General features: G+C 38.6%; 28 protein-coding genes. 13 read left to right on the forward strand and 15 right to left on the reverse strand.

Translation table 11 applies throughout. From position 1 onward, the window contains the following. Window positions 1-1173: 1173 nt before the first annotated feature. The 5 genes from FN960_RS22730 to FN960_RS04505 all read right to left on the reverse strand — a co-directional run bounded on the left by FN960_RS22730 (window position 1174) and on the right by FN960_RS04505 (window position 5324). Window positions 1174-1335, reverse strand: a complete 162-nt coding sequence (locus tag FN960_RS22730; RefSeq protein WP_185970916.1) for a hypothetical protein — start codon at window positions 1333-1335, stop codon at window positions 1174-1176. An 18-nt stretch (window positions 1336-1353) separates the two neighbouring features. Further along, window positions 1354-1968 (reverse strand): histidine phosphatase family protein, encoded by a 615-nt coding sequence (locus tag FN960_RS04490; protein ID WP_143847331.1) that lies wholly within the window; start codon window positions 1966-1968, stop codon window positions 1354-1356. A 192-nt stretch (window positions 1969-2160) separates the two neighbouring features. Next, the gene (locus tag FN960_RS04495) at window positions 2161-3168 is read right to left on the reverse strand and encodes a hypothetical protein (protein WP_143847333.1); all 1008 of its coding nucleotides are present in this window, start codon (window positions 3166-3168) and stop codon (window positions 2161-2163) included. A gap of 169 nt (window positions 3169-3337) precedes the next feature. Continuing rightward, window positions 3338-4039, reverse strand: coding sequence for a ferredoxin reductase domain-containing protein (locus FN960_RS04500; protein WP_143847334.1), 702 nt, complete (start codon window positions 4037-4039; stop codon window positions 3338-3340). 124 nt (window positions 4040-4163) lie between these two features. Further along, a complete protein-coding gene (locus FN960_RS04505) occupies window positions 4164-5324 on the reverse strand; it encodes a GNAT family N-acetyltransferase (RefSeq protein ID WP_143847336.1) in 1161 nt (386 codons plus the stop codon). 173 nt (window positions 5325-5497) lie between these two features. Between FN960_RS04505 and FN960_RS22735 the strand changes: the two genes are divergently transcribed. Further along, window positions 5498-5662: a hypothetical protein gene (locus FN960_RS22735; RefSeq protein ID WP_185970917.1), complete on the forward strand. Its 165-nt coding sequence runs from the start codon at window positions 5498-5500 to the stop codon at window positions 5660-5662. 216 nt (window positions 5663-5878) lie between these two features. Next, entirely contained in the window at window positions 5879-6661 is a 783-nt protein-coding gene (gene ytvA, locus FN960_RS04510) for a YtvA family blue-light photoreceptor (RefSeq protein WP_143847338.1), read from the forward strand. A gap of 51 nt (window positions 6662-6712) precedes the next feature. On the opposite strand, the gene FN960_RS04515 is transcribed toward ytvA, so the two are convergent. The 4 genes from FN960_RS04515 to FN960_RS04530 all read right to left on the reverse strand — a co-directional run bounded on the left by FN960_RS04515 (window position 6713) and on the right by FN960_RS04530 (window position 9925). Further along, the gene (locus FN960_RS04515; RefSeq protein ID WP_143847340.1) at window positions 6713-7534 is read right to left on the reverse strand and encodes a YitT family protein; all 822 of its coding nucleotides are present in this window, start codon (window positions 7532-7534) and stop codon (window positions 6713-6715) included. Window positions 7535-7696: 162 nt separating this feature from the next. After that, window positions 7697-9007: an acyl-CoA thioesterase/bile acid-CoA:amino acid N-acyltransferase family protein gene (locus tag FN960_RS04520; RefSeq protein ID WP_143847342.1), complete on the reverse strand. Its 1311-nt coding sequence runs from the start codon at window positions 9005-9007 to the stop codon at window positions 7697-7699. Between the two features lie 101 nt (window positions 9008-9108). After that, window positions 9109-9444 (reverse strand): cupin domain-containing protein, encoded by a 336-nt coding sequence (locus tag FN960_RS04525; protein ID WP_143847344.1) that lies wholly within the window; start codon window positions 9442-9444, stop codon window positions 9109-9111. A 49-nt stretch (window positions 9445-9493) separates the two neighbouring features. Then, a complete protein-coding gene (locus FN960_RS04530; RefSeq protein WP_143847672.1) occupies window positions 9494-9925 on the reverse strand; it encodes a MerR family transcriptional regulator in 432 nt (143 codons plus the stop codon). A gap of 373 nt (window positions 9926-10298) precedes the next feature. On the opposite strand from FN960_RS04530, the gene FN960_RS04535 reads away from it, so the two are divergent. After that, window positions 10299-11150: an aldo/keto reductase gene (locus tag FN960_RS04535; protein ID WP_143847346.1), complete on the forward strand. Its 852-nt coding sequence runs from the start codon at window positions 10299-10301 to the stop codon at window positions 11148-11150. A 60-nt stretch (window positions 11151-11210) separates the two neighbouring features. Here the strand turns inward: FN960_RS04535 and FN960_RS04540 are convergent, their stop codons facing one another. From FN960_RS04540 to FN960_RS04555, 4 genes are all read right to left on the reverse strand, one after another. After that, the gene (locus FN960_RS04540) at window positions 11211-12221 is read right to left on the reverse strand and encodes a hypothetical protein (protein WP_143847348.1); all 1011 of its coding nucleotides are present in this window, start codon (window positions 12219-12221) and stop codon (window positions 11211-11213) included. 415 nt (window positions 12222-12636) lie between these two features. Continuing rightward, window positions 12637-14775 (reverse strand): DUF4832 domain-containing protein, encoded by a 2139-nt coding sequence (locus FN960_RS04545; RefSeq protein WP_185970919.1) that lies wholly within the window; start codon window positions 14773-14775, stop codon window positions 12637-12639. 217 nt (window positions 14776-14992) lie between these two features. Then, on the reverse strand, window positions 14993-15730 hold the full coding sequence (locus FN960_RS04550) for a hypothetical protein (protein WP_143847352.1): 738 nt from the start codon (window positions 15728-15730) through the stop codon (window positions 14993-14995). Window positions 15731-15819: 89 nt separating this feature from the next. Then, entirely contained in the window at window positions 15820-16254 is a 435-nt protein-coding gene (locus FN960_RS04555) for an 8-oxo-dGTP diphosphatase (RefSeq protein WP_438799650.1), read from the reverse strand. A gap of 261 nt (window positions 16255-16515) precedes the next feature. Between FN960_RS04555 and FN960_RS23370 the strand changes: the two genes are divergently transcribed. The 4 genes from FN960_RS23370 (at window position 16516) to FN960_RS04570 (ending at window position 18509) form a co-directional block, all read left to right on the forward strand. Then, entirely contained in the window at window positions 16516-16614 is a 99-nt protein-coding gene (locus tag FN960_RS23370; protein WP_368854044.1) for a putative holin-like toxin, read from the forward strand. 320 nt (window positions 16615-16934) lie between these two features. Beyond that, on the forward strand, window positions 16935-17408 hold the full coding sequence (locus FN960_RS04560; RefSeq protein WP_143847354.1) for a DinB family protein: 474 nt from the start codon (window positions 16935-16937) through the stop codon (window positions 17406-17408). Between the two features lie 190 nt (window positions 17409-17598). Then, window positions 17599-18108 (forward strand): PadR family transcriptional regulator, encoded by a 510-nt coding sequence (locus FN960_RS04565; RefSeq protein WP_143847356.1) that lies wholly within the window; start codon window positions 17599-17601, stop codon window positions 18106-18108. Between the two features lie 20 nt (window positions 18109-18128). Further along, entirely contained in the window at window positions 18129-18509 is a 381-nt protein-coding gene (locus tag FN960_RS04570) for a VOC family protein (RefSeq protein ID WP_143847358.1), read from the forward strand. A gap of 158 nt (window positions 18510-18667) precedes the next feature. On the opposite strand, the gene FN960_RS04575 is transcribed toward FN960_RS04570, so the two are convergent. Together FN960_RS04575 and FN960_RS04580 are read right to left on the reverse strand one after the other, a co-directional pair. Beyond that, on the reverse strand, window positions 18668-19732 hold the full coding sequence (locus tag FN960_RS04575; RefSeq protein ID WP_143847360.1) for a DUF4179 domain-containing protein: 1065 nt from the start codon (window positions 19730-19732) through the stop codon (window positions 18668-18670). Continuing rightward, window positions 19716-20258, reverse strand: coding sequence for a sigma-70 family RNA polymerase sigma factor (locus FN960_RS04580; RefSeq protein ID WP_143847362.1), 543 nt, complete (start codon window positions 20256-20258; stop codon window positions 19716-19718). The genes FN960_RS04575 and FN960_RS04580 overlap by 17 nt, the downstream gene beginning before the upstream one ends. Window positions 20259-20427: 169 nt before the next feature. Here FN960_RS04580 and FN960_RS04585 point away from each other — a divergent pair, with 169 nt between their 5' ends. From FN960_RS04585 to FN960_RS04610, 6 genes are all read left to right on the forward strand, one after another. Further along, complete coding sequence (locus FN960_RS04585; protein ID WP_143847364.1) at window positions 20428-20973, forward strand: GNAT family N-acetyltransferase; 546 nt, start codon at window positions 20428-20430, stop codon at window positions 20971-20973. 355 nt (window positions 20974-21328) lie between these two features. Then, window positions 21329-21673 (forward strand): DUF3139 domain-containing protein, encoded by a 345-nt coding sequence (locus tag FN960_RS04590; protein ID WP_185970921.1) that lies wholly within the window; start codon window positions 21329-21331, stop codon window positions 21671-21673. Between the two features lie 225 nt (window positions 21674-21898). Then, window positions 21899-22222, forward strand: a complete 324-nt coding sequence (locus FN960_RS04595) for a DUF2834 domain-containing protein (protein WP_143847367.1) — start codon at window positions 21899-21901, stop codon at window positions 22220-22222. A gap of 168 nt (window positions 22223-22390) precedes the next feature. After that, entirely contained in the window at window positions 22391-23089 is a 699-nt protein-coding gene (locus tag FN960_RS04600) for a response regulator transcription factor (protein WP_143847369.1), read from the forward strand. Continuing rightward, complete coding sequence (locus tag FN960_RS04605; RefSeq protein ID WP_143847371.1) at window positions 23086-24021, forward strand: sensor histidine kinase; 936 nt, start codon at window positions 23086-23088, stop codon at window positions 24019-24021. Before FN960_RS04600 ends, FN960_RS04605 begins: the two co-directional genes overlap by 4 nt. 91 nt (window positions 24022-24112) lie before the next feature. Continuing rightward, a complete protein-coding gene (locus FN960_RS04610) occupies window positions 24113-25036 on the forward strand; it encodes an ABC transporter ATP-binding protein (RefSeq protein WP_143847373.1) in 924 nt (307 codons plus the stop codon). Window positions 25037-25048: the final 12 nt, after the last annotated feature.

Here is a 25048-nt window from a genome sequence, read left to right on the forward strand (position 1 = left end):
CTTAATTGTTGCGTAAGTCAACATGCCTAAGGAAAATGTTACAACTCCAATAATAAAATAGATAAAGATGTCAATAGTCGTGGCACTCATGAATTTTCACCTCCGTTTAAAATTCACTTAACATACTCTACCTTCATTTCATAAAAATCAAACTATTCTTAAAAAAGAGTTTGACCTAGCTAAGTATTGGGAACTGACAAACAGAAATCAATAAACCAAAAAGGAGATATGTGTAAAAGGAGTAAACTTTTGATTAAAGGGCAAGCGCAAAAACTTTACACCTTAGATCACCTTTGACAAGCTCCTTATCCTCTTACTTCGAGACTTCGTGCAAAAGGGGAAAAAAGTTCCCCTTAAGGGGACTGATTCATTGCTTCAGCAGTCCAAAAAATAAAAGGAAAAGGGGCTAAATATATGTTCACTACCATTTATCAAATTAACATTAACAATCAAGAGATTATTTTTTCTTTTACGGACTACCAATTATAATTGATGGTTACGAGGTAGAATTAGAAATACATGATATTAATAAGAAAGAGTATATTTCTAAAAAAGTTTGGTCTATCAATAAATATCAAATTTGCGTTTCATGGATTAACTGGATTATTTATAGGATGGATCAAATTGAAGAGAGCAGAGAAGGATTGGAAGAATTTATGGAATAAAATACGAAGAAGCGGATACATTATATGAAGCATTAATTACTGATTCAGCCAGTAGTCCATTTGCCCGGGCTTTAATCTATCAAGGGTACGCTTTTAATCGACTTAGACAAGATCTGCAAGATGAAGCGGAACATTACATAATCGAAGCGCTCACAACTGAAGGTCATAGAGATTCTATTTTAGGAAATAAATCTAAAGGTGAATTAGCTTTTATAAATTTACGTTTAGGTAATATTACTGAAGGTACACAACTCCTAGAAGAAGTAGAAGAGAAATCACATGAACTAAAAGATATAGAATATCAACTACGCTGCTACATAAATCGTCATTTATACGTTAATTATGATGAAAGAAAAGTTAGAGAAGGAATTGAAGCCCTGGAATCAGAAGAACTATACTTTGATGCTGAAGATTAGCTCCTTTTAGTTTTAGTTAATAAAGGTCTACTGTCGTTATCTGGCATCTTTCACCCCTTCTTTTAATCAATTATATGTATCTCGTTTTAGGACTACGTTTCCCTTTTCTCTACAAACAACAAAATAAATGTTGCCACTGGTCCGAGTAATAAAGAAAGCAAAAACCAGTTAAGTCCCGTTCTATTTTTACCTTGTGCTAAACCTGCATTGATTAATGCAAGTGTACCCCACCCCACAGCATATTGACCATCCAAGAAGAGAACCACCTTTCCTTATTCTAAATGTTCCGTCATATTTTCCATCGTCAAAACCCACTTACCTTTTACGTATTCTATTTTGTGTAGGCTCGTATAGTTAATAGGGAATTTCTTATTTTTGTTTGACCATGTTTTGTCTTTTAGAATGTGGTAGATGATGTTGATCACTCCACCGTGAGTGACAATGAATACGTCATCTTGGTGATTGGATTCAATCTGTCCCCTACATTCCATCTCAAATGCCTCTTTTATTCTTGTGAAATTTTCATTTGGACTTTCCCCACCTGGAAACCGTTCATCCATCTCTAAGCTGTTATAATATAATCCGGGATATTTTTGATCCGCTTCCTCATTCGGCATACCCGCTAAGACCCCATTATTCGTCTCTCTCCAGTGATCAGTCTCAACTACATCGACATTAAGTTCCCGACCAATCTTCTCTGCGGTTTCCAAAGCTCTTGCTAAGTCGCTGCTCATGACTCGATTAACTTTAAACGTATGTTCTTCCCTCTTTAAAAATGCAGCTAACTTCTTTGCCTGTTGTTTGCCTTCTTCAATGAGACCTCTTTGGCTCCAACCGCCTCGATATCCTTCATCGTCCCTACCATGACGAACCAAATAAATAGCCATGTAACCCTCCTAGTCATGAGCATAGCCGTTTACTACGTTCACACTATCTTTCTACAATTTTATCCAAAATCCTTTGTATAAAATAAAAAAGAGCACTGGTCCTTGTTATAGGAACGTGCCCTTAGAAGATACTCGAATGTTTTCGTTTATATCTAAGTGTCTCATCAGATGCCTACGTTTCGTCTTAAACCATCATTCATCAATATTCTCAGGTATGTCCAACATTCCACGTTCTTCAATGTGAAGTTCATGTTCAACCCCGTCATTCTCCAGTTCTGTTTTTCTCTCTTCAGCTTCTTCCATAGTATGATAGTACCCCTCTTCTACAAATACCGTGAAGCCATCTGAGTGCAAGGTTCTCACCTGCTCTGCGCCACGTTCTGTAAACTCTGATCCTGCGCCTTCAATATTAATAGTTGACTCCCCCTGTGGAGTAGATGCCGTTCTAACGGAAAAAATGGTAGCAGCTTCATCTTCTCTTTCCACCCTACTGACATCCGTCACAATCTTAGCGGGATCATGCATCTCAAACACCTCAAACTCAACAGATTCTTGCATATAAACCGCTAATTGTATCGTGGCATCATCAAAGTACGGAACGATTTCCATGTATGAAAAAAGATCCATGCTTGAGAAATCGGGTATCTCTTCTGGCATCCCACGAATTCCGCGCAACGTATAAACAAGTCGAGAAGGGTATGCTTCTTTTGTGACTTCAAAGTGATTGGGTATGACTGCAGGACCCTCAAGCTCTTGATATGACCCTTCATAAATATCAAGAACCAACCTCTCATACTCGTCATGTATTCCAGAGTCAATATCCCCTACACTTCTTCCATCTGTTATTTCCCCGCCGGTAAATGTGCCATTCTGCATATAATTGTTTTCTTTTGATGTCGTCGCCTCTTGTTCCTCTCCTTCTTGGACAACCTGTTCTTCATAGCTAGGTTCATTCTCTGTCTCAACTGCATCGGTCTCTGAATCTGTTTCTATGTCTTCTGTTTCCGTCCCTTCTTCTTCGTTCACATCGCTCTCCGTTTCATTCATATCATCTGTATTCTCCACTTCTTCATTTTCTGTTGGAGAATCTGCTGTTCCATTGGCTGAATCAGGTGCGGAATCATCCATCTCCCCACTCTGACAAGCAGCGAGCAGAAATACGGTACATACAGCTCCTGTAACTACACTCATTTTTTTCATTAGTACGCCCCTTTTCTTGTTCTCTATTACCCCTTTCCCTTCACCCATAAAAAACCAAACCAGTTTTTTAATACATATACAAAGTAATGATAGGATTTCATTTTTTAACAAAAAAATCCTCATCTCTCTTTTAACAAAAAGAAAGATGAAGATTTACATATCGCAGCCGTTACGACAAAAATTCAGGTAGCTGTTGTTCATGCTTGTCGAGCATGATTTGTTCTGGTTTAATGCCCTGCTCACGCAATATGGCAATATTCTGCATGAGAAATTCGTCGCTACCAACAACATAAAAGAGTCCATCCTTGTCTGCAGAAAGATTATTCACTTCTTCATAGTAGTCTTTACGGGTAGAGACAAACCGTGATGTGAACTTCTTGTCTGGGACAGAATTAAATATAGTCGTAAATAAATAATCTTTGGATGAATCAATATTTAAGGAATGAATCTGATGAACGTTGTCAGCACGTTCTAAATAATTAAGGACAAGTGGTCTGAATGTTGCCAGCCCAACACCTGATGACAGCAGATACACATTTTTGTCTTCTCTTTTAAGTGGTACATTCGAATGTGTTTTGAAAATGGCCACTTCATCACCAACACCAAGGTTTCTTAAAATCGTTTTAAATTCAGAGCACTGCTCTCTAATACGTGTTGTAATCCCAATGGATTTCTCGTTCGGCAACGTAGAAATGGACATGTGACGAATCAGGCTGCGGTTTGGTTTCTCTCCCGCATTAAAACCTTTTAGTGCAAAGTGAGTGTGGGAGCCTTCCTCCCATGTGAAATCTTGCGGGCAGTCGAGCAAGTAAGTCTTTACCTCACGCGTTTCGTCAATGATCTTATTGATTTTAGTCCAGTATATTTGCATTGCGTAATCTCTCCCCTCATATGCGTGCAACATTATCATTTAGTCTACATTAATTGATAATAATTCTCAATAGAAAAGATGATATGCACTAAATAAGACCCCAGCAAATAGCTGGGGTCCTATCTCAAAAGAAATCAACAAGAGCAGGCTCTTCATCGGGAATATGACTTACAAACGCTTCTATTTTCTGTTTATCTCCTTTGATCAAACCTTGTTTGATATAAAGAGAAGGACGTCGGTAACCGAGCATCAACCCACTGAGGGTTTGGATGCTCATCTTCATTGAAGGCGCTTCCATATCGCTTGTGACTTCACAGCTTATCTCTTCATTTGTTATAGAAAGAGAGAAGGTCTTGTTGTTCCACTCTGCACAAGGGTCTTCAACTTGAATGGTATAGTTTCCGCCTTCGGATTTAAGAAATGGAAATGCTAATAAAAACGCTTGCACATCAACAACCCTGGCCATAAAGTAAGGCATAATTTCAGCTTTGGTTTTAGGATCTGGCAAAACATAATTCAAATGATCCGATGCTGGTACCGTAATTTCAGCAGATTGAATCATGGAGTCATGCTGTCCGATGAACGCAAGAAGAGCGTCTAAGCCAGCTGGCTCTGTATAGAGGAGCTCTTCCGTTTCAAGCTGACGATCCTTGAATTGGTAAACCATATAAGCAAGCGGCGACCCTGATTGATCCGTGTAGAGTGCGATGTTATGTTTTCTGTACCTATATTCAAGGCTTTTCCACCACCACTCTTCGCGGTTCAGCTTTCCGTGGCTTTGTGCGTTTTCATAGACTGTACGAATGCGTTTGTCCGAGTATGAGACACGTTCTATTTGCCCTTCAACGAGTGGGTTGGGCTTTGGAAGCTGTGTTTTTTCAAGGGTATACGTGACTTCATCAAAAGCCATTTCCCAGCCATACTTTCGATAAAAACCAACCGAGAATGGGGCAAGGTATGAAAGAAGCTGTCCTTTGCTACGCATGTCCTTAAGCGAATGGATTAATAATTGCTTGATAAGACCTTTTCTGCGTTGCTCTGGATAGGTTGCCACTCCCCCAACTCCGGCCATTTTCATCGCTTTCCCGTAGATATTCACACTAAAAGGTAACAGCTCCAACTTAGCAAGTACCTGCCCATCCGATACCTCTCCAAAGCTTGTTACCTCCTTCCATTCAAGTTCTGCAACTGGACGTGAGGCCTCTGGGTCAATGGCATGGAATGCGTAACAGCTTAATTGAAAGGCTTGTTCAAACTCTTGATCTGTTAACTGTTGAATCGTCAAATGAATGCCCCCTTTATGTAGAGAATATCTTTAGTTTAGCATATGTCATTGGGATGTAGAGAATGGTGATTTTACTACACTTTAATTATTATCCTCATATAAGGTTACAACCACTCTAGGTAGGGTAAGCAGAGAATATAGGTATCTACCAACTAATAGTGAGGAGGATATCTATGATTCATCGCTTAGAGCGAGAACTGTTTCAACGAGAGCTAGAGTTCCTCAAAATGCTACAGGGAAAAGCGACTAAAGAAGATAGTCCCTTTTCAGCGGCAATTGAGGAGGAGATTCATCATCTAGAACAAGTTCTCGAGGAAACAGAAACTGCGAAATCTTGATTAGTTTTAAGGGTGGGGGTCTCCCCATCCTACATACCCTATGTTTAGTGAAAAGATATTCTTCTCACTGTAGGGTAGGTATCTAATCAAATCTTGCTCTAAGTGTTCAGTAAAGCAAGCACACTTTGATGTGTGCTTGCTTTATATATGTAAATAAAACCATATCATTCCCGTAACCATTGTGTTACGCTTGGTCAACAAATAGTGGAGGTGCTAATGGAGCGCACAATTGCAACTAAAGAACTTCTTTTCGAGGCATTAGATCAAACAAGGGCTGGAGTACTTATTACGGATCCCCAACTCGAAGACAATCCAATTATTTATGCCAATTATGGCTTTTATGATATGACTGGATATGATTCTGGTGAGATTATCGGGCAGAACTGCCGTTTCCTTCAAGGAGAAGATACAGATAAACATCAAGTTCATGCGTTAAAACAAGCGATTGAAGCGAATGCTTCTATTACTGTGACGCTTTATAATTATAAGAAATGCGGGAAAGGCTTCTGGAATAGTTTGACTGTTGATCACCTTTATATTGAGGCAGAAGAAAAGCATTACTTCATCGGGGTTCAGAAGGATGTCACGATTGAAAAGAACCTTGAAGCTAGCTTAAAAGAAGCTCAAAAGGAAGTGCAGACGTTAGCCTGTCCCATTGTTCCATTAACAAAAGGGGTGGCTGTACTCCCCCTCATAGGAACCATGAGTCAAGAACGTTTCATGAACATTCTAACATGTACAACAGAGGAAATTGTATCTAAGCGGCTACAAACGATTATTGTTGACCTGTCAGGTGTCGTTACTTTTAATGAGCTGCTCTTACCAGACTTAGTTCGCTTAAGAGATGTAATTAAATTGCAGGGAGCAGAATTATATGTGACCGGAATGTCTTCAGAATTAATTTTAAACACACTTGATTCTAAGCAATATAGTCGTACTAATTTGCAAACAGCAAGTACCGTCCAGGATATACTTGAAAAGCTTAATAAATCATCTTAAAAAGCTATCTATTTGTATAGATAGCTTTTTTTATTGTACTTTTGTCATTATTCAATTGCTACCAAAAAAAGTTCCCCCAGAAACGTCTTTCACATTATTCACCACAACGAATGCATCTGGATCGATCTCATTAATAATTCTTCTGAGCTGCATCACTTTATGATTTTTGATAAGGACATACAGCATCTTTTGCTCCTGATTCGCATAGACGCCCTTTCCATTTATATAGGTAGCACTTGAAGCAAGATTTGTTACTACCCTTTTGGCAATCTCATCATGTTTACTTGAGACAATGACAAATGCTTTTTTACTATCTAAGCCTCCAATGACATAATCACTCGCTACTTTACCTATAAATAAGGCGATGACCGTATACAACGTATTTAGGACACCGATGATGAATACCCCCGCTAAAACAATGATCACATCCATGATGAAGGCGGTAAAGATCACATCCCAACCAAATTTCTTCTTTAGTAATAACGCAATGGTCGAAGTGCCTCCGATAGAACTTCCAGAATAGATCACTAAGCCAAAGCCAACCCCAGACAAAAGACCAAAGAAAATAGCCGCAACCAAAGGATCCTCCAAAACAATGCCGTATGGTTCAGTTAGATAGGTGAAGAAAGAAAGCATCGGCACGGTCACGATCGTTTTTAAAACAACCGATTTAGATAAATATTTATAACTAAATAACGTAATCACCACGAACAATCCAAAAACTACAATGGAGGGTGATACCCCTATGGCATAGTAAATTAATAAAGCTAATCCAAGAATGCCCCCATCAGCAATTGAATGCGGCATCGCCAGCAATGTAATACTTAACGCTATAATGAGTGTTCCAGATATCATAAGGATCACGTTTTTCATAGTAACCTCCTCTATCAAACAAAAAAAGAGCTAAATTAGCTCTTTTTATATACATATATCATCTTTCCAATCCAAGCATAAGCTTCTGCATTCCTATTGTAAAGAATCTACTGCTAGCAAATTGTAGCAACCTTTCATCTTTTCATTCGTCTTATAACCATTCTAGACTTTTTCCACCGCTCCTAAATGCTCAGATAAAAACTCAATTGTCTCCTGCCAGGACTGATGGGCTGCTTTACTATTTGCTTGTTTTGTTCCTCCATAAACAAAAGTCATAAAGTTTGTGTCTGCTACGGTTTGAGGCATGTTTGGCAAACTACTTGGGTAAGCGGAGAAGTGTCCTGCACCTGCATGGATCATAAATTTATGTTTCTCTTTATATTCATGCTCAATTAGAGCTTTCCTCATTCTTTCAGTAAATAATTCTGCTGGCTGAATATGATCATCTGACCCTGCAAAGAACATAATCGGAGCATTAATATCCTGAACTGGAATAGCGTATAAGTCCAGTTTTTCTTCATCGTCTATATTCTTTTTCATTGCTTCTATCCCAGAGTATGGCTTTCTAAACAACATATGATGAATGAGAGCTAATGAATCTTTTAATGTATTTTTTACTGGAAAGAACTCAAAAGGCATGTCTTTATATGTCCAAGCAGGATTTGAGGTTAGCTGGAAGTTAACCATTCCTGAAAAAATAGCCCCACTTGGAGCCGTAGCAATAACGGCTTTCACTTTTGAATAGTGAGAAGCATATAAAAGGGCAAGCTCAGAACCCCTAGAATGACCAATGATCCCTAATCTTAATGGATCGACATACGTTTTTTTCTCTAATAGCTGGAATGCTTTATCTACGTATTCAAGAGGAATGTGTTCAATGCCCTTAGGCAAACCGTCCTTCCCAAAGTATGCTAAAGCCAACACGGCATACCCTTGGGAAGCAAGAATGGCTGCGGCTGCTTCATGTACAGAGGCATCCGAACCTCCTAAGATAACAATCGCAGGTAAAGCATTTTTATGCGCTGGGTAGAACAACGTACCAATTACTTCTCCCCTAATTTCTTCTCTTACTATATGGTCTGGTTTGAAGGTTCGAATAAATGTTTTTTCATCTAACACATGATTTTCTGTATCCCGCACCTTTATGGTGAATCGAATAGGTTCCGAAGCATGTTTAACAAACATTCTTTCTTTTTGATCCTTAGCCTTCATAGAATAGAGCAAACCCTTGGCGTCTATCTTTTGATAACTTCCGCTGGTAGGCGCTTGTGTGGTTAAGTCGATGAAACCAGTCTGGTCGCTTTTAAACATTGCGTGGGATTCGAAGCCTTTATTATGATCATCTTCTGCACTTAAAGTGATTTTATATTCTGTATCAGGTGTATTCGTTTGGATTTGTACAGAAAATTCATCAAGTATACTAGTCTTTGTTTCTACCATTATCTTAGTAGCTGTCCTTAGTTGATTCATCATGCACCTTCTTTTAAATGGATTATATGTTATTTATTGTACCATATAAAAGAGTGCTTTTTATGAAAACACTATATCTCTCATTAGTTAAACTCTTGGTATCATTATTTCATAAAAACCGTTTCTGCCTCTTCCTTCTCGAAACACAAGTTAACCGTTCGACATGTAGAACGTGTTCTATGCACTGTACCTGCATAAATGCTGTAAAAGTCATTGGGTTTTAACACAACTGGTTCATCTTCACCCTCGATATCAATGATTAATTCTCCTTCAAGAACTAAAAAGCTTTCATCTGAATTTGGGTGACTATGCCATCCATATACACCTTCAAATACCGCAACACGAACACAATGATCGTTGGTACTTGCCAACAAAAAGTTCTCATGTTGCTTCTCGATTTTATCTGTGAGTTGTTTAATATTCACTTTTCCTTGAATCATGTAGAACACCTCTTCCTTCTATTCGGATTTGTGTAACTTCGAATTTCTTTTACGATAGCTTATAAAAAACATCACGATGAGTATGCCGAAATTTGTCCCACTTTCCGGGGTTGGTGGTATCTGGGGTACGTTCTTCTAGGATCGCTTGATATAAAATGGTTTTCTCTTCTAAGTGGGCGACGCGCTGTTTGGCTTCTTCGAGCTGAACGAGCGCTGCTTTTTTATGTTCCATCATTATTTCGGATCGCTCTGGAATGGTTGAATCCCCTTCCATGCAGAGATCAACGTACTTTTTGATGACTTCAATCGGCATTCCTGTTTGCCATTTGACACCATACAGCCAGTTGATGGACTCGGCATCGAACAATCGAATATTCTGGTCGTTGCGCTGTATACTTGGCACCAGCCCTTTATCAGTATAATAGCGTACAGCGTGCTCAGTAAGTCCTGTTAACAGGGCAGCTTCTTTGACGGTATGCATGTAAAATTTATAGTCCGTGCTTATGTGTAACTTAGTTTTGTTTCTTTGGCTGCCGCTCCCGAAAATGGGGGCACGCTTACCGCGGGAAGGTAATGAGCTAATTCGACTACGTCGATTCATCTCATTGAACCTTCTTATCCCGCAGGTGTCGGCATCCATTTTCGTTCGCTTGGTTTAAATAGGTATTGGGGTTCATAACTATACAATAATAAGAAAATTATTCAAATAATTATTTAGTAACCGCTTGCCTTCGTGTTACACGAAGGAGATACGCTTATTGTAATGCAAGTCGGCCATAAAAGAAATGCCCCATTATGGTGCATTTTCAGCGGTCGCTTGCCACTTTACATTTTAAATTTTGGGAGGATGAACAATGCAAACTGTGACATTGAATAATGGAGTAAAAATGCCAATCCTTGGCTTCGGTGTTTATCAAGTTCCCGATGCACAAGAGTGTGAGAATGCGGTATATGAAGCATTAATGGCTGGTTATCGCCTGATTGATACTGCTGCGGGTTACATGAACGAAGAAGCAGTCGGGCAGGCGATCAAACGGAGTGGCGTACCGCGTGAGGAGCTGTTTATCACAACGAAGCTCTGGATTCAGGATGCTGGTTATGAAAGTGCTAAGCTAGCATTTGAAAAATCCTTAAATAAGCTTCAACTCGACTATCTCGACCTGTATCTTATTCATCAGCCGTTTTGCGATTACTATGGTGCTTGGCGTGCAATGGAAGACCTTTACCGTGAAGGAAAGATAAAGGCCATCGGTGTCAGCAACTTTTTGCCTGACCGCTTGATGGACCTCATCGTGCACAACGAAATCGTTCCTGCCATCAATCAGATTGAAACACACCCATTCTATCAACAGAACGATAGCGCTGCTTTTATGAAGGAAGAAGGAGTGCAGCACCAATCATGGGCACCGTTTGCTGAGGGGCTCAACAACATGTTTGGCAATGAGGTACTAACCTCCATTGCAGAAAAACACAACAAGTCTGTTGCCCAGGTTGTGTTACGCTGGCTTGTTCAGCGTAATGTCGTAGCTATACCAAAATCGGTGCGTAAAGAGCGGATCGTCGAAAACTTCGACATTTTTAACTTTGAGTTGAGCCAAAATGATATCGAACAAATTACCTCCCTTGATACAGGAGAAAGTCTTTTCTTATCGTATCACGATCCGAAATTTGCCAAGATGTTGGGCACGCTTAAGGTTGATCTATAAACGTACTAAGGAAGGACAGGGCGCTACATACCTGTCCTTTCTTGTATTTATATATGATAATTATCCCATTAAAGGATATGTGATAATCTCTTGAGCAGTATTATTAATCAAACGGACTTCTTTCGCATGAAAATCAAGCGCTGTCAGCTGTATTGCGTTCTCAAACACAATGCGGTCTGAATCTGTGACGATAGCTTCGTCCATTGTGTATTGAACAACAGCATGACCGTCCTCAAACGATGCATCAACAATTTCAATTCCTTCAACAACCGCGGAAGAATAGAATGCTCCCTCATCATCAACCATCTGCATCACCTCAACCGTTTCTGGAAAGGATAACGGCTCTCCGTCTTCATTTTCCAACTGTTCCCCTATCTCTCCACCAGAAAGAAACAAGGTCTGCTCTAATCCTTCATCGTAGATTGTATAATAGCCACGTGAAAGACCTCTTTCATCTTCAACTTTAATGGGCTTATCTACTCCCCTTTCAGCTACAATAATATCTTCCTCTCCATCAGGATTTAGAAATATGATCTCTTCAATCCCGTATAAATCACTTATTCCAATCAACGAATTATAGAATAAACTACTTTGTGCGGAGGTGGCTGCTAATTGATTATCATCAACATTAAAATTCACATAAAGAATTGACCCCTCTACTGACAAATCAGCAAATGAGCTAAGAAGTTCTTGTTCAGAAGGATCATTGTCGATCAGTGACATCTCTAAGCGATCTTCAGCTAACAAGTCTTGTTCTGCATCGCGTCTAATGGAGAAGGCGGTATAGAAATCGAAAACACCATCGATTTCACCGTCTATAGAGTTTGTATCGATGAAGTAATTTGGCGTCTCTTCAGTTTCTGCATAAGCATCTAGGTCATTAGTATTTTCTTGGGTCTCCTCAGTTCCATCATTGGCATCTTCTTGAACATCTCCATTGTTATGCTCATCTGGTGTAAGATCTTCTACTTGCTCTGTCTCCAGTGCTTCTGTCTCATCCTCTGAAGTTTGGCATCCAATGAGGAGAAAAGCTATTGATGCAGTTCCAGCTATCCGAGAGATTTTTCCCATACACAGCGCCCCCTTTTTCACTTCCATACCCTTCCATCCAAAGAGTTAAAAGTTAATTTCTTTTTTGAGCATCAAAAAAGACCTCAAATTGAGGCCACTGAAAAAGTCATCCAGAATTAAGCTCATATGCACCGCTCCAGGAGAAACCTACGCTTTCCACGGGAACGGCCTCAGCCCTTGAAGTGGAAGTGCACCACTTCAATGTCTTCAGACTCGTTCTGTTCCGTAGGAGTCTTCGGTTTCTCCTTCCGCTACTTTTCTGAACAAACAAATGACGAACGTTTCTATTTTAGGAAATAAAGGCTGTTTTTTGTTTATAAGAAGATTCACTTTCATATAAAGCTTCTTTTTCAGTGACCTCCTCCAATTGGAGGTCTTTTTTCGTTGATATATAAAATTTTTGACCTTCCTTTTTCTATTGAGGATCTTTTATCTCCACTTGGCCAATTTTCAGCCATCCGTTTTCTTCCTGTTCCACGTTAGCGAAATGGAATGCCTTAGCGTTAGTGTGATGTTCCGATAAAGGATTAACCACTCTAACTAAAATATCATACTGACCTTCACTTAGTGTCGAAGTGTCACTAGACCACTCCAGTAGAGTCTCATCCTGTTCTTCTGTGTCTTTGTCGTTTGGTAGGATGGGTGTTAGATCCCAATCGGTTGTCCATGCTTCCAAATTGCCGTCCTTATCTCTTGCGGCAATTTCGATATCCCAATCATAGTAGAAAGGGGCCACACCTGTATTTTGAATGTTGATGGCTGCTTGCAATTGACCATCCGTTGCATTCACATAAGCAGTTGGGACAAAGTATTCGTAACCCAAACTCCTTGAACCTTCCTGGGCTCGTTTCACAGCATCTCCTACCAGTGGCGTTTGGAAAACCTCTTGGATTTTCAGCCATGACGCATGCGTTAATTCTAGGCTTTTGTAATAATCTTCTCCTTGTGCTCCACCAATGGGTTCACCTATATATCGGGGTGGATCGTTATCCCACATTTTAAGTTGAATCTCGGGACGCATTTCTCCCCCGATTGGTTCTGTTTTCCATTTATCCATCACTTGATTTGCTTGTAATCGACCGACAAAGTGCCAGTCTTCTCCACCCAAGCTAGAAGGTAACGTCTGAAAAGCAAACGAATCATCGTGATAGCCAATATTTACGTTTTGATTATATCCGGTTGGATAGCGTACAAGGATTTTTGTTTGATCAAACGACGTATCAAATCCTTGGACAATCGCTTCTTGGTTAGCTAGGCTTGGCATCCAATCGGTTGCACGACCATCTTTTTCTTCAACCAATCCACCGTCCCAGCTACCAGCTGGAGTCCAGCCATCCTGTGGATGAGTATGCCATTCACCCCAGAATCCTATTAATCCAGCTTGAATGAAGCCAATTCTTGGGTCGCCATCATATCGATCTCCAAGGGCTTCGATAAATTGTAATAAGGCAAGCTTTAGATTCTCATCATTATAATCAGGGGATACACTCGTTCCATTACGCCCCCCGTTACTCTCGTAATGATAGTCTTTCGTTTCCAACCCCAAATCTAGTAGAAACTGTGGGATTCCCGAGGGCCTATGCGGGTAATCAAGATACACCCTGAAAATCGCCTGATTTCCTCTTGATGCGATATCATCGAGATCAGCTTCGAGCTTGCTCCAATCATATTCATCAAAATCCAGCATAATATCATTCAGAGGGATATAGAAATACTCCAAACTATATGGAATTTGATTCGGCTCAGTGCGCCAGACTACCGATTCACTAAAAGGTAAAAATCCTTTTAACGGGTTATCAATGGGTGCTGATGCAAAATTAAGTTGAAATGTGTTAGCATGAGTTGCCCATTCAGGAGCTAAAGCTTGTCCCCCAACGCCCCATAGACTAATAGAATCTATATAAATGTCATTCGCCGAATGCGACTGTGGATTATAGCCAAATTCAATTCCGGTCACTGAGGCTAGATTAAGATCCGTGTCACAGCCCTGTGGACATTGCCATGCCTTCTCTGAAAATTGGTCCCACGCAATATGGACAAGCCCCGTGAAACCTTCTGGAACCCGGAGCATGCTTTCAAAAGAATGCTCTTCCCATGAAGAACTGTCATCTTCTTTTAAGGAAGCCGTAAACGTTCCTTCTTGCCCAAATGCTATTGCACCAGATTTAACATCAAAGTTAAATGCTAACGGTTTATCTGCATCATTATGTATCCAAAATGAAATACCCGTAGAATCTGTCCAGTCACTCACTGGAAAATTGTGAAATAGGGATACCCAAGAAGAATCATAAGGTTCATTTGCAACAATTTTCATAGAATATGCTCCGTCATTCACACGCTCTTGACTTAGAGACCAATCAATTGGACTCCCTTCAGATGACCAAAGCCTATATGCACTTTTAAATTCCTCATCTGATGAATAGCTTTCAAAGTCATCAATGATAGGATCTGTTTCTGATGATGCATGAGCTTTTTGACTTGTACTAGTCACTGTTAACATTATAAGTAGAATAAAAACGAAAAAACATTGAACTGATTTACTAGTTTGTCTCATAGTTACCCCCATTTAATCTTTCTCTTACTCGATCATCCACCCTATCTATTTTTATCGGATAGTATTTAAGCATTTTCAGGATTATTAAGAAGGCCATTCACCAAATCACTGAACAAAAAAATACCACCCCTAGCTGAGTCTAGCTTTAATAGGGTAGTCATTTATTTTATTCGGCTGGCCACATTACTTGTGAGCAACACAATTTTTCGTTCTATCGTCATGCCCTTTTTCTCTTCCAAAGAATTAATGAAAGTGATGATAATAAAACAACACCTATTCCAATGGATGAATAAAGCAGAATCGATTGTGGCTGGGCTGGCTCGCTCCCCCCAAGACCGCTGCTTAAGGTTTCATCACCGGATATATTTTCATAATCCTCGTATCGTTTTTCGAGTATTGTTTGAAACTCCTCTACAGATGACCCTTCTACTCGTTCATCATCCGGTTGATTTGCTATAACTTCTTCTTCTAGAAGTCTTATAGAGTCCTCATTTTGATTAAACGCGTAATAATAACCCGTAGGAAATTCATAAAAGAGGATTTCGTCTTCTTCAAGATCTGTTACATCAGCAGTAAGTGTTAGTGGATAGCCAAAACCAGATACACTCAATTTACCTTCACTATATTCTCGTAATTTCAAACCATTGATAGGCTTACCATTCTCGAACACGACAGAGATCCATTCATCAAACTCTTCCTCAATCAGTTCATCACTTTTACCAAAAGCAAAAGCAGGATTAAGGTCATAAATTGGAACGGGTTCACCAAAAGTCATTTGCTCAATGTCCTCCGTAGTAAAGCCAAATTCACCCACATCATCTGCTTGAAACATATCTACTAGGTACGCCCGGAATTCCTTTTCGTCATATTCATGACCTGTAGCTGCTGCGGCAGCAATCGAAAAATGAATACCAAGTAAAGCAAGTAAGACTGTGAGAATTGATGATCTTTTCAAATGGTTGTCCTCCTGGTTATGTTTTTTACAGTATAAGTTCAAACAATGGTGAGAATGCGTTCAAATGGTGTATAGGGACAAAAATCTAACTATATTTTTTTAATCTTTATATCCTCGGGAGCATTTTCTTCGTTATTCCATATGGTTTGAATTTCAAAGGTTCCAGGTTCAAAAAATAGATCAAATCTTAATTTGGTGTCTTCTTGCATTGGTAATTCTTTAGCTTTATTGATATTAATCCAATGAATTTCACCTTCAGGCGGGTTATCTAATAATTCACCTTTAAAATCCTTTGTCCAATAGTTCATCATCATATATCTTTTATTTGTAGAAAGATTTACAAATTCTGATATTCCTTTAAACACAAGATTACTTACTTCCAACCCTGTTTCTTCCTTAACTTCTCTTATAGCACCCTCTACAAAACTCTCTGGGAAGTCAACTCTTCCTCCAGGTGGTAAAAAACCTTTAAAATCATCGTGTTTTCTATCAAGTAACAAGACTTTATCACCATCTTGTATCATAACCACAGTCCAGATCTTATAAGTTATATCCGGCATCTAAATGTCCACTAACTCTGTATGAATCATCTATATTTTTACAATAACAGTTTATCATATGGTTTATAAAATGAGAGCAGTTAGGATTCATTTATTTAATATAGCGCATAAAAAATGGAGCCCTTTCTATTAAGAAGGAGCTCCTTTTCACGAAATATTACTAGTAGTTGCTACAGCAGGGTGAGTGGTCAATACCTTCCCGTCATAAAGAGGGAGGTGAGGCCCATGATTACTACCGATGTCTTTAAAGTCATTCTTCAATTCGGAATGTTTACACTGACACTGGTCGTCGTGGTCATTATGATCATTGACGTAAAAAAGTAACCACCCGCAGCTGTCCCTAGCTTAAATCGGGTGGTTATTTCTTCTTAATATCCCTGATGGGCTGGCCGCTCTTCTAGCGGGCAACGTGCAAGGCGTAGGTGTTAGCGCACTCTACGTCTTGTTTTCATTATATGCATAGTTTAAACCGATTATTCAAATCATGCAAGAGAGTTGCCCATGTATAGAGTGAACTAATCCTCCCTCTCATCTTCATAGACATTCAGCTCCTCACAGAATATTGACGTACACTCACATAATAGCTATTATAGACATATTAAGTCTGTAATTATTTATCGGCACTATATCTAAGGAGATTCTAGATGAATATATTTGAAACTCAATATGAACTGATTCGTCGCTCTAGGGAGTCCTTATTCACCTATTGCGAATCGATGTCGAGTGAAGACTATCTAAAAAAGATTGATCCTTTTGGCGGTATATCAATCCCAGCTTTGCATACTCATGTGGCAGATGGCTATCGTGTTTGGCTTGGTAACCGTGCTTTAGGTAAATCCATCCCTAAAGTAAATTCACGATCCATTGTGAATGTAGAAAACATGCGCGAAGTATTTAAAGATACAGATGAGCTTGTGTATGAATTTCTAAAAGAATTTAAAGATCGTTGGGACCCCACCACTAAAGCCTCTTGGCATAGTAGCAGCGCAGAGCAAACCGAATTATGGCTATTTACTCATACCACTACTCACGAATATCATCATCGAGGTCAAATCGTAAAAATAGGCAGCCATCTTGGGTATGTACCACCAAAATTAAATCTTCCTAAACCATTGTAATTTTATTTAAAAGGTGTCCTGTTAATTGTAACAGGGCATTTTTATGTTAACCCGTTCATTCCACACCGGAATCCTCCTTAAATAAATTCTTTATTACTACCAACATAAATTTTAGTTTTATATAGTTGCCTTTTAACGATATATCGTTTATTATAAGTTTACGATATATCGTTATCTAAAAGGAGTGCTTATGGTGGACTATAAAAATCATCCAAATCAAGGCAAACGCGTTTTTGGAAGGGGTGATCTTAAGGTTGTTCTATTACTTCTTCTAAATGAACAACCAAGGCATGGATATGATTTAATTAAAGGCTTAAAAGAAAAATTCAACGGCTTCTATTCACCCAGCCCTGGGTCCATATATCCGTTACTTCAATTGTTAGAGGATCAGAGGCATGTAACCCATACCAAAGAAGGCAGGAAAAAGGTCTTCTCCATTACAAAAGAGGGTCAAACCTATTTGGAAGAACATCAGGACAGTGATCCCATTATGACAAGACTTAATATGTTTAAAACGTCAAACGTAGAAGAGATCACGATAATACGTGATGAGATTCAATCTGTGTCAGAAGAGTTATTTAAAGTAGGACGTCAAAGCATGATGGACGAAGAGAAAAAGGCGGCATTCCTTCAACTATTAAAAGATACAAAACAACAGTTGGCGCAACTGTCAGATGGAAAAGAAAAAAAGAGTAACTAACTAAATAGGAGTGTTTGAACATGGCGATTTCTCTAAATCATGTCGTTTGTTTTACAAAGGATAACGAAGCATCAGCCAAACAGTTTGCTGATGTGATGGGCTTAACCATAGATGGATACGAGGGCTTTGATAATAAGTTCGTTAAAGTGGGTGTCAATGAAGAATCAGCCATTTTCTTTCAGAAGGTAGAGGAAAACTATCCCCTACAGCATTTGGCTTTTGAAGTGGATGGAGATACGTTTAATCTAGTGATGGACCGTATGCTAGAACAGAAGCTAAGCTTCGGAAATAGTCCTACCAATACAACAAATCAACAAACCGATCATCCATTTGCCGAAAGAGGTCTTTTCTGGTTTCAAGATGGATGCCTGTTTGAGCTTATGACAGATGCTAAAGAATGATACCATATGCTGAGAAAATCATTGCATATAAGTTATTGTTTACACAAGGAACCGTTCATAGCATTGGTTGACTGTAGAAATAAACAAAAACGACTCCCTAATTATAGGAAGTCATTTTTTTGTTTTTCTATTTATCTACCTCTTATTGATGGATCGATTTACTGAGGGATCTTCACTTTAAATGATTCAAATTCTATTGGCTCCAAAGACATTTCTTTAACTGGAATCTCTTTTTCATTTCCGTCCTTATCTATCTCCACTCCTCCACCTGACTCTGGAATGACTACGTGAGGAGTAATTGTTAATTCAGTGACACTTGAATCAATCGGGTCAAATGGTTTGTTACTTTTAAACTCAATTCTATCAGAAACCAATTCTCCTATAACGCCACCTGAAGTGCCCTCAATTTTATTTCCGTTTTGATCAGTGATTGTAAATTCAACGTTTTGTCCGCGAGCCAGTTCGAAGTCTGTTTCCATTTCAGTACCGGTATAAGATAAACTTAAACCGGTTTGACTAATTGATATCTCAGGTACGTTAATCGTTAGATTTTCGACTGTCTGTGTATGATGAACAGGAATTGTTTGAATGTCGCTAATCTTCTCGACCGGGACTGAGAAGTACCATTCCTCGCCACTCTCTCCATAAAGGATTAAACCCATTTCAAACTGTTCAGGTGTATTTTCCGTTACATTAATTTCTTGGATAGCAGTCCGTGTAGTCGGAGAGATCACACTCTCATCATATGTCCCAGATGCAAAGGGTGGATTTTTACCGTTTATCGTAAAATCCATCCCTGCCCCAAAATAGAAATCTGTCAGTTCTTTTTCAGATTCTATGAAGAGTCCCAGCGTAATGTTATTTTGATCAAATAACAGTTCATCTAATGTCACGGAAATTCCATTAACCGTTTGTGTCTCCCCAACCTCACTAGTTAGACCATTCTTTTGAGCTTGTTGTAAAGTCATTAAATCTGAATCTCCAAATACAGATCCAATAATAGGAATTTGCGACAAGCTACTGGCAAGTGCCGGGGAATAGTAAGAAGAGCCAACTAATATCCCGAAGATAGCTGCCACACTCGACAAAGCGTAGATGATTTTCCTTCTACCCTTAGTTTTATTTGAATGAGAGTGTTTTGGTTGATTCTTCGCCCGATCTATTCCAGTTCGAATAGCTGCAACTACTTGATCTTCTGGGAATTCCTCAAGTGGCTTTTTCATTTAATTGATAACTCCTTTCTAGCTCATTTCTTAATATTTTCTTTGCTCGACGTAAGTTTGTTTTCACTGTACCAACTGGCTTATCCATAACTTCAGCAATGTCCTTAATTGAAAGATCATGATAGTAATATAAAATGATGGACGTCTGGTAAGCTGAATTTAAGTTGTATAAGGCCTCGCTTAAAGTAAAAGTATCAATCGCTTTATCAACCTTAAGATCTACTTTATTAAATAATTCACTCTCTTCGTAAGGTATGACCTTGTCCCGCTCTCTTAATAACTTATAGCATTCTCTTAATAGAATCCTAAAAAGCCATGTTGAGAAATACTCCGGGTTCTTCAATGTACTGATCGCTACGAAAGCGGAATAGGCTGTTTCCTGAATCGCATCCAAAGCATCATCATTTTTACCCACTAAAGAAAGAGCCTTGTAGTAAAGCGGTTTCCTTTCTTTATAAAGCAATTGTTCAAAGGCTTCCTCATCTCCATTAATGGCTTTCTTCACAATATCCACATCATGTTTCATCGTGTCGTTGTTCCCTCCCCTCATTACTTAGAGTGTTTTAGGCGTCTAAAAAGATTCATCTTGCCAATATTTTTCTATATTATTTCTGAATTTAATATAAAATGGAATAAACATTTAAAAATGACCTTGATATTACAATACCAGGAATATCAAAGAGGGAGAATAGTTAATGGAATTTCCTGAATTAGAAACAAATCGATTGAAATTAGTTCAAGTAAATGAGGAGCATACCGGTAGCTTTTTCGAGATCATGTCCAACGATGAAGTGACGAAATATTATGGAATGGATGCGTTGAAAGATATCGAGGAAGCCTCAAAAATAGTAACGTTTTTCCAAAGATCACATGAAAGCAACAGAGGTATACGCTGGGGAATAATCGTAAAAGAGACAGGCACATTTATTGGTACAGTGGGATTAAACAATCTTAGCATTCCTACTAAAAAGGCTGAACTTGGATTTGAACTACATCCATCACATTGGAACAAAGGATTGATGACCGAAGCAGCAAAAGAAGTATTACGTTATTCATTTAAAGATTTAGCTTTGTTTAGAATTGGCGCTGTCACATTTCCTCAAAATGAGCCCTCTATCCAACTATTAAAACGATTAGGTTTTGTTCAGGAAGGGTTATTGAGGGGCTATCTTTATCAAAATGACTCGACTCATGATGCTTTGATCTTTTCATTGATGAGCACGGAATGGGCATTAAACTAAGCTGGAATATACTCTAGTAACAACGGAAAGGACTTCAACTAACTAGAGTTAAGTCCTTTTTTCTTTTTGTCTATCCTCTTCCATCACTAGTAAAGTAACGATCCTCATCTTCCTCTAACATAGCTGCTTATCAGCCCTGACGTATTCTCTCTCCTGCAATAGTACTCAATTCAAGAGCGCCTCTTCCACGTAAGACCCTTTGTATAAAAGCAATTTTCAGTTTTACGAGTAACTAAATCAGGGTATAAACCCTTTAACTGGAGGCATTAACAATTAATCTTTCTACTATTATTCTCATCTTCATATCCGTAAATGATTGCCACAAATAGCATTTCATTAAAAGAGGTGAATGAACATGAAAAAAAGAATGGTCTTACTCACAATCCTTTCTCTAATGACCTTAACGGGGGGAGGAATCTTACTCTTTAATTTCTTTAACGGAAGTCAGGAGCAGCTAGAAATGACGGAGAATAGGGTGTACGAGTATTTAATGGAAGAAAGAAATTACACAGATGAAGAGATCGATTCTATCCGTACAGAATATGATTGGCGAAATGATAGGGATGATGAAAGAGGCGCTTATCAAGCCTTTGTTACCTTCTCAGATGAAGAAGAATATGAATATGAATATATTTATAATGAGCTGGAAGGAGTTAGACAAATAGGTCGAAATGAAGGCGAAGGTAATCATAGTGAGTGAAATTAAAAAAGAATAGCCTGTAGATATGGCAGCAACATAAAAGAGAACTTAGATCGTTAAGTTCTCTTTTTATTTCGGCTCCCATTTAAAAAGAAACTTAAAGTAATCTATTATCTCTATATTACCCTTTATTAGTAAATAATAGTTTATATCATGTCTTCATTGCTTTAAACTTATCTAAAGCAATTCAAATTAATTTCATTAATTTAAATTGGAGGGAATAAGATGAAAATTTTTTATGGTTTGTTATGTATAGTAGGCACAATACTTCCCTACTCACAATTGTTACCTTGGCTTTATAATTATGGCTTTAACTTGCAGCAATTTATAAGTGAGATAAGTCATTCAAAAATGGGAGCTTTCGCTTGGTGGGATGTCATCATCTCTATTATCGTATTGATTGGATTCATATTGTACGAAGGTAAGCAAAAAGGGATGAACCATCTTTGGTTACCTATTATTGCAACATGTACTGTCGGTGTATCTCTAGGGTTGCCTTTTTTCCTATTGCTAAGGCAAATACATATAGAAAAACAAGATGTAGAATAACTTTTCTAATCTCAATCCATATTAACGATTGAACGGATTGAAGAAACTTCCATGGCTTCGCTTCATTATATTCTCTCATGGCCAAGCCACAAATCTAGCTTCAATCCTTGTCCTTTTATATGCTTTAATAGGAGTTAACGATAATTTATACGAGAGGCGTTGCTTGGAGTGGAGAGAATTTTACTTGTTGAAGATGATTTAGCGATTAGTGATATGGTACGTACCTTTTTAATAAAAGAAGGCTTTAAGGTTGATGCTGTATTTACCGGAAAGGAAGCATCGAACCGTTTTGCTAATGACAGCTATGATTTAGTTTTACTTGATCTCATGTTACCTGAGATCAATGGCATGGATTTTCTGCAGGCGCTTAGACAGAATAGCTATGTTCCCGTCATCATCATATCGGCTAAGGATGGCGAGGCTGATAAGGCAATTGGTTTAGGCTTTGGAGCCGATGACTACATGACGAAGCCATTCTCAATGATCGAGCTTTTGGCAAGAGTGAAAGCAGCCATTCGAAGATCTACCCAATATAAGGTACCTTCTCAAGAAGAAGCTTCACCTATGATATACATACATGAATTAGAAATGGATCTACATAACTTCATCGTAAAAAAGAATGGGCTTGAAATCAATCTAACCTCAAAAGAATGGAAGATATTAAAGCTGTTTTTGGAGAACCCTAAAAAAGTGATGACGAAGGAACAAATTTATCATTCTGTCTGGGAAGATCATTATTATGGGGATGACCATGTGATTAATGTTCATATGAGTCGTCTGCGCGAGAAAATTGAAGATGACCCGGCTAAACCAAAATATATTAAGACCGTATGGGGCATCGGTTATAAGCTAGGTGAATTTGTATGATCATTTTTTTAATTTTACTTTTAATCTTCCTACTATGTGTAATCGCCTTTCAATTCCAGCAGAAACGAACCATCCATAAGCAAATACTTTCTATAAAAGATCAGTTAACACAAATCGTTGATGATCATGCGAGTGGCCCAGTACTTATTGTTACGGAAAATAAAGAGATGGCTGAGCTACTTGTTTGGCTAAATAAACTGATTGAGCAAAACCGTGAGCATTCAAGTCAATTTATTCGAACGGAACAATCCATGAGGCGAATGCTTTCAAATATCTCGCATGATTTAAAGACGCCGTTAACAGTGATAGCAGGTTACACGGAAATACTTAAAGATCAAACAAATTTGCCCGAAAAGGAATGGAGGCGTATTCTCCATAAAGTGAATGAAAAGACGGATGAGATCACTACCTTAATTCATTCTTTTTTTGATTTAGCTAAGCTTGAAGCGGGTGACCATCATGTACCGTTAGATCGAGTGAATTTAACTGAGATTTGTAAAAGAAATATTCTCATGTTTTATGAAATGATTGAGTCTCAGAGGTTGGACGTGAACATTGATTTACCAGACACCCCGATCTACGCGTTAGCTAACGAAGAGGCATTAAACCGTGTCCTCTCTAACCTATTTTCAAACGCGTTGCGCTACGGATCAGGTGGGAATGTAGTAGGCTTACGTCTCACCTATGATGACGCCACTGTTTCTTTTGAGGTTTACGATAAAGGAACTGGCATCCATGAATACAACCAAGAAAAAATCTTTGAACGGATGTATACGCTTGATGAATCAAGAAACAAGGAATTTCAAGGAAGTGGATTGGGATTAACCATTACCAAAAGACTAATGGAGAAGATGCATGGCAGAATCTCTGTCTATTCTAAGCCTTATGAAAAAACCTCTTTTATTTGCACATTGAAGCGTGAACATGATTAATCTTTTTTCGTGAGACTTATGTGAGATTTAAGATAGAGAAAAGAAATCTTCTCTCGTTAAAATGAAAGCAGATAGAAAAAGGAGGAACGATATGGAGTATATTGTGCAAACCAGACATTTGACCAAGACCTACGATGAACATGATGTCGTATCCGATGTATCCATGAATATAAAAAAAGGCGAGATCTATGGCTTCTTAGGTTCTAACGGAGCAGGAAAATCAACCATTATGAAACTCCTTATGAACTTAATTAAACCTACTAGCGGGGAAATTGAACTGTTTGGTGAACCTATTAAAGAGCACTCATTTGATTATTTAAAACGAATTGGAAGTATGATTGAATATCCGATCTTCTATGAAAAATTGACGGCGTGGGAGAATTTAGAGCTGCACTGCGAGTATATGGGCTATCACAACAAACAAGCCATTTCTGATGCGCTAGATTGGGTTGGTCTTACGAACGTAGAACATAAACGCCCCCAAGACTTCTCACTCGGAATGAGACAGCGCCTCTGTGTCGCGCGTGCAATTATAACAAAGCCTGAATTGGTAATCTTAGATGAACCCATCAATGGACTTGATCCTGAAGGCATTCAATCCATGAGGAGATTATTTCAACGATTAAATAAAGAATATGGAATGACTCTTCTAATCTCAAGCCATATAATTGGTGAAATTGAACAGATTGCTGATACGGTTAGCATGATTAAACAAGGAAATCTCATAGAAGAAACTTCTATGGCTTCGCTTAAAGAAAAAAATACGGAATTTTTTGAGCTCGTCACTAACGACCCCAAGAAAGCATCCGTTATTTTACATGACCAATTAAACATAGAGAATTTTAAGTTAGTTGATGGACAAGCGATTCGAATTTTTTCGACGGAAGTGCCGCACACTCATATTTCAAAGGCACTGATTTTAAATGATATTCAGATCACTTCCATTAATACAAAACAAACAACTTTAGAGGAATATTTCATTCAAAAGATAGGGTTAAACAAAATCAAGAAGTAAAGGAGGCTTGGC

Source organism: Alkalicoccobacillus porphyridii, from assembly GCF_007293315.1.
Lineage (GTDB): Bacteria > Bacillota > Bacilli > Bacillales > Bacillaceae_D > Alkalicoccobacillus > Alkalicoccobacillus porphyridii.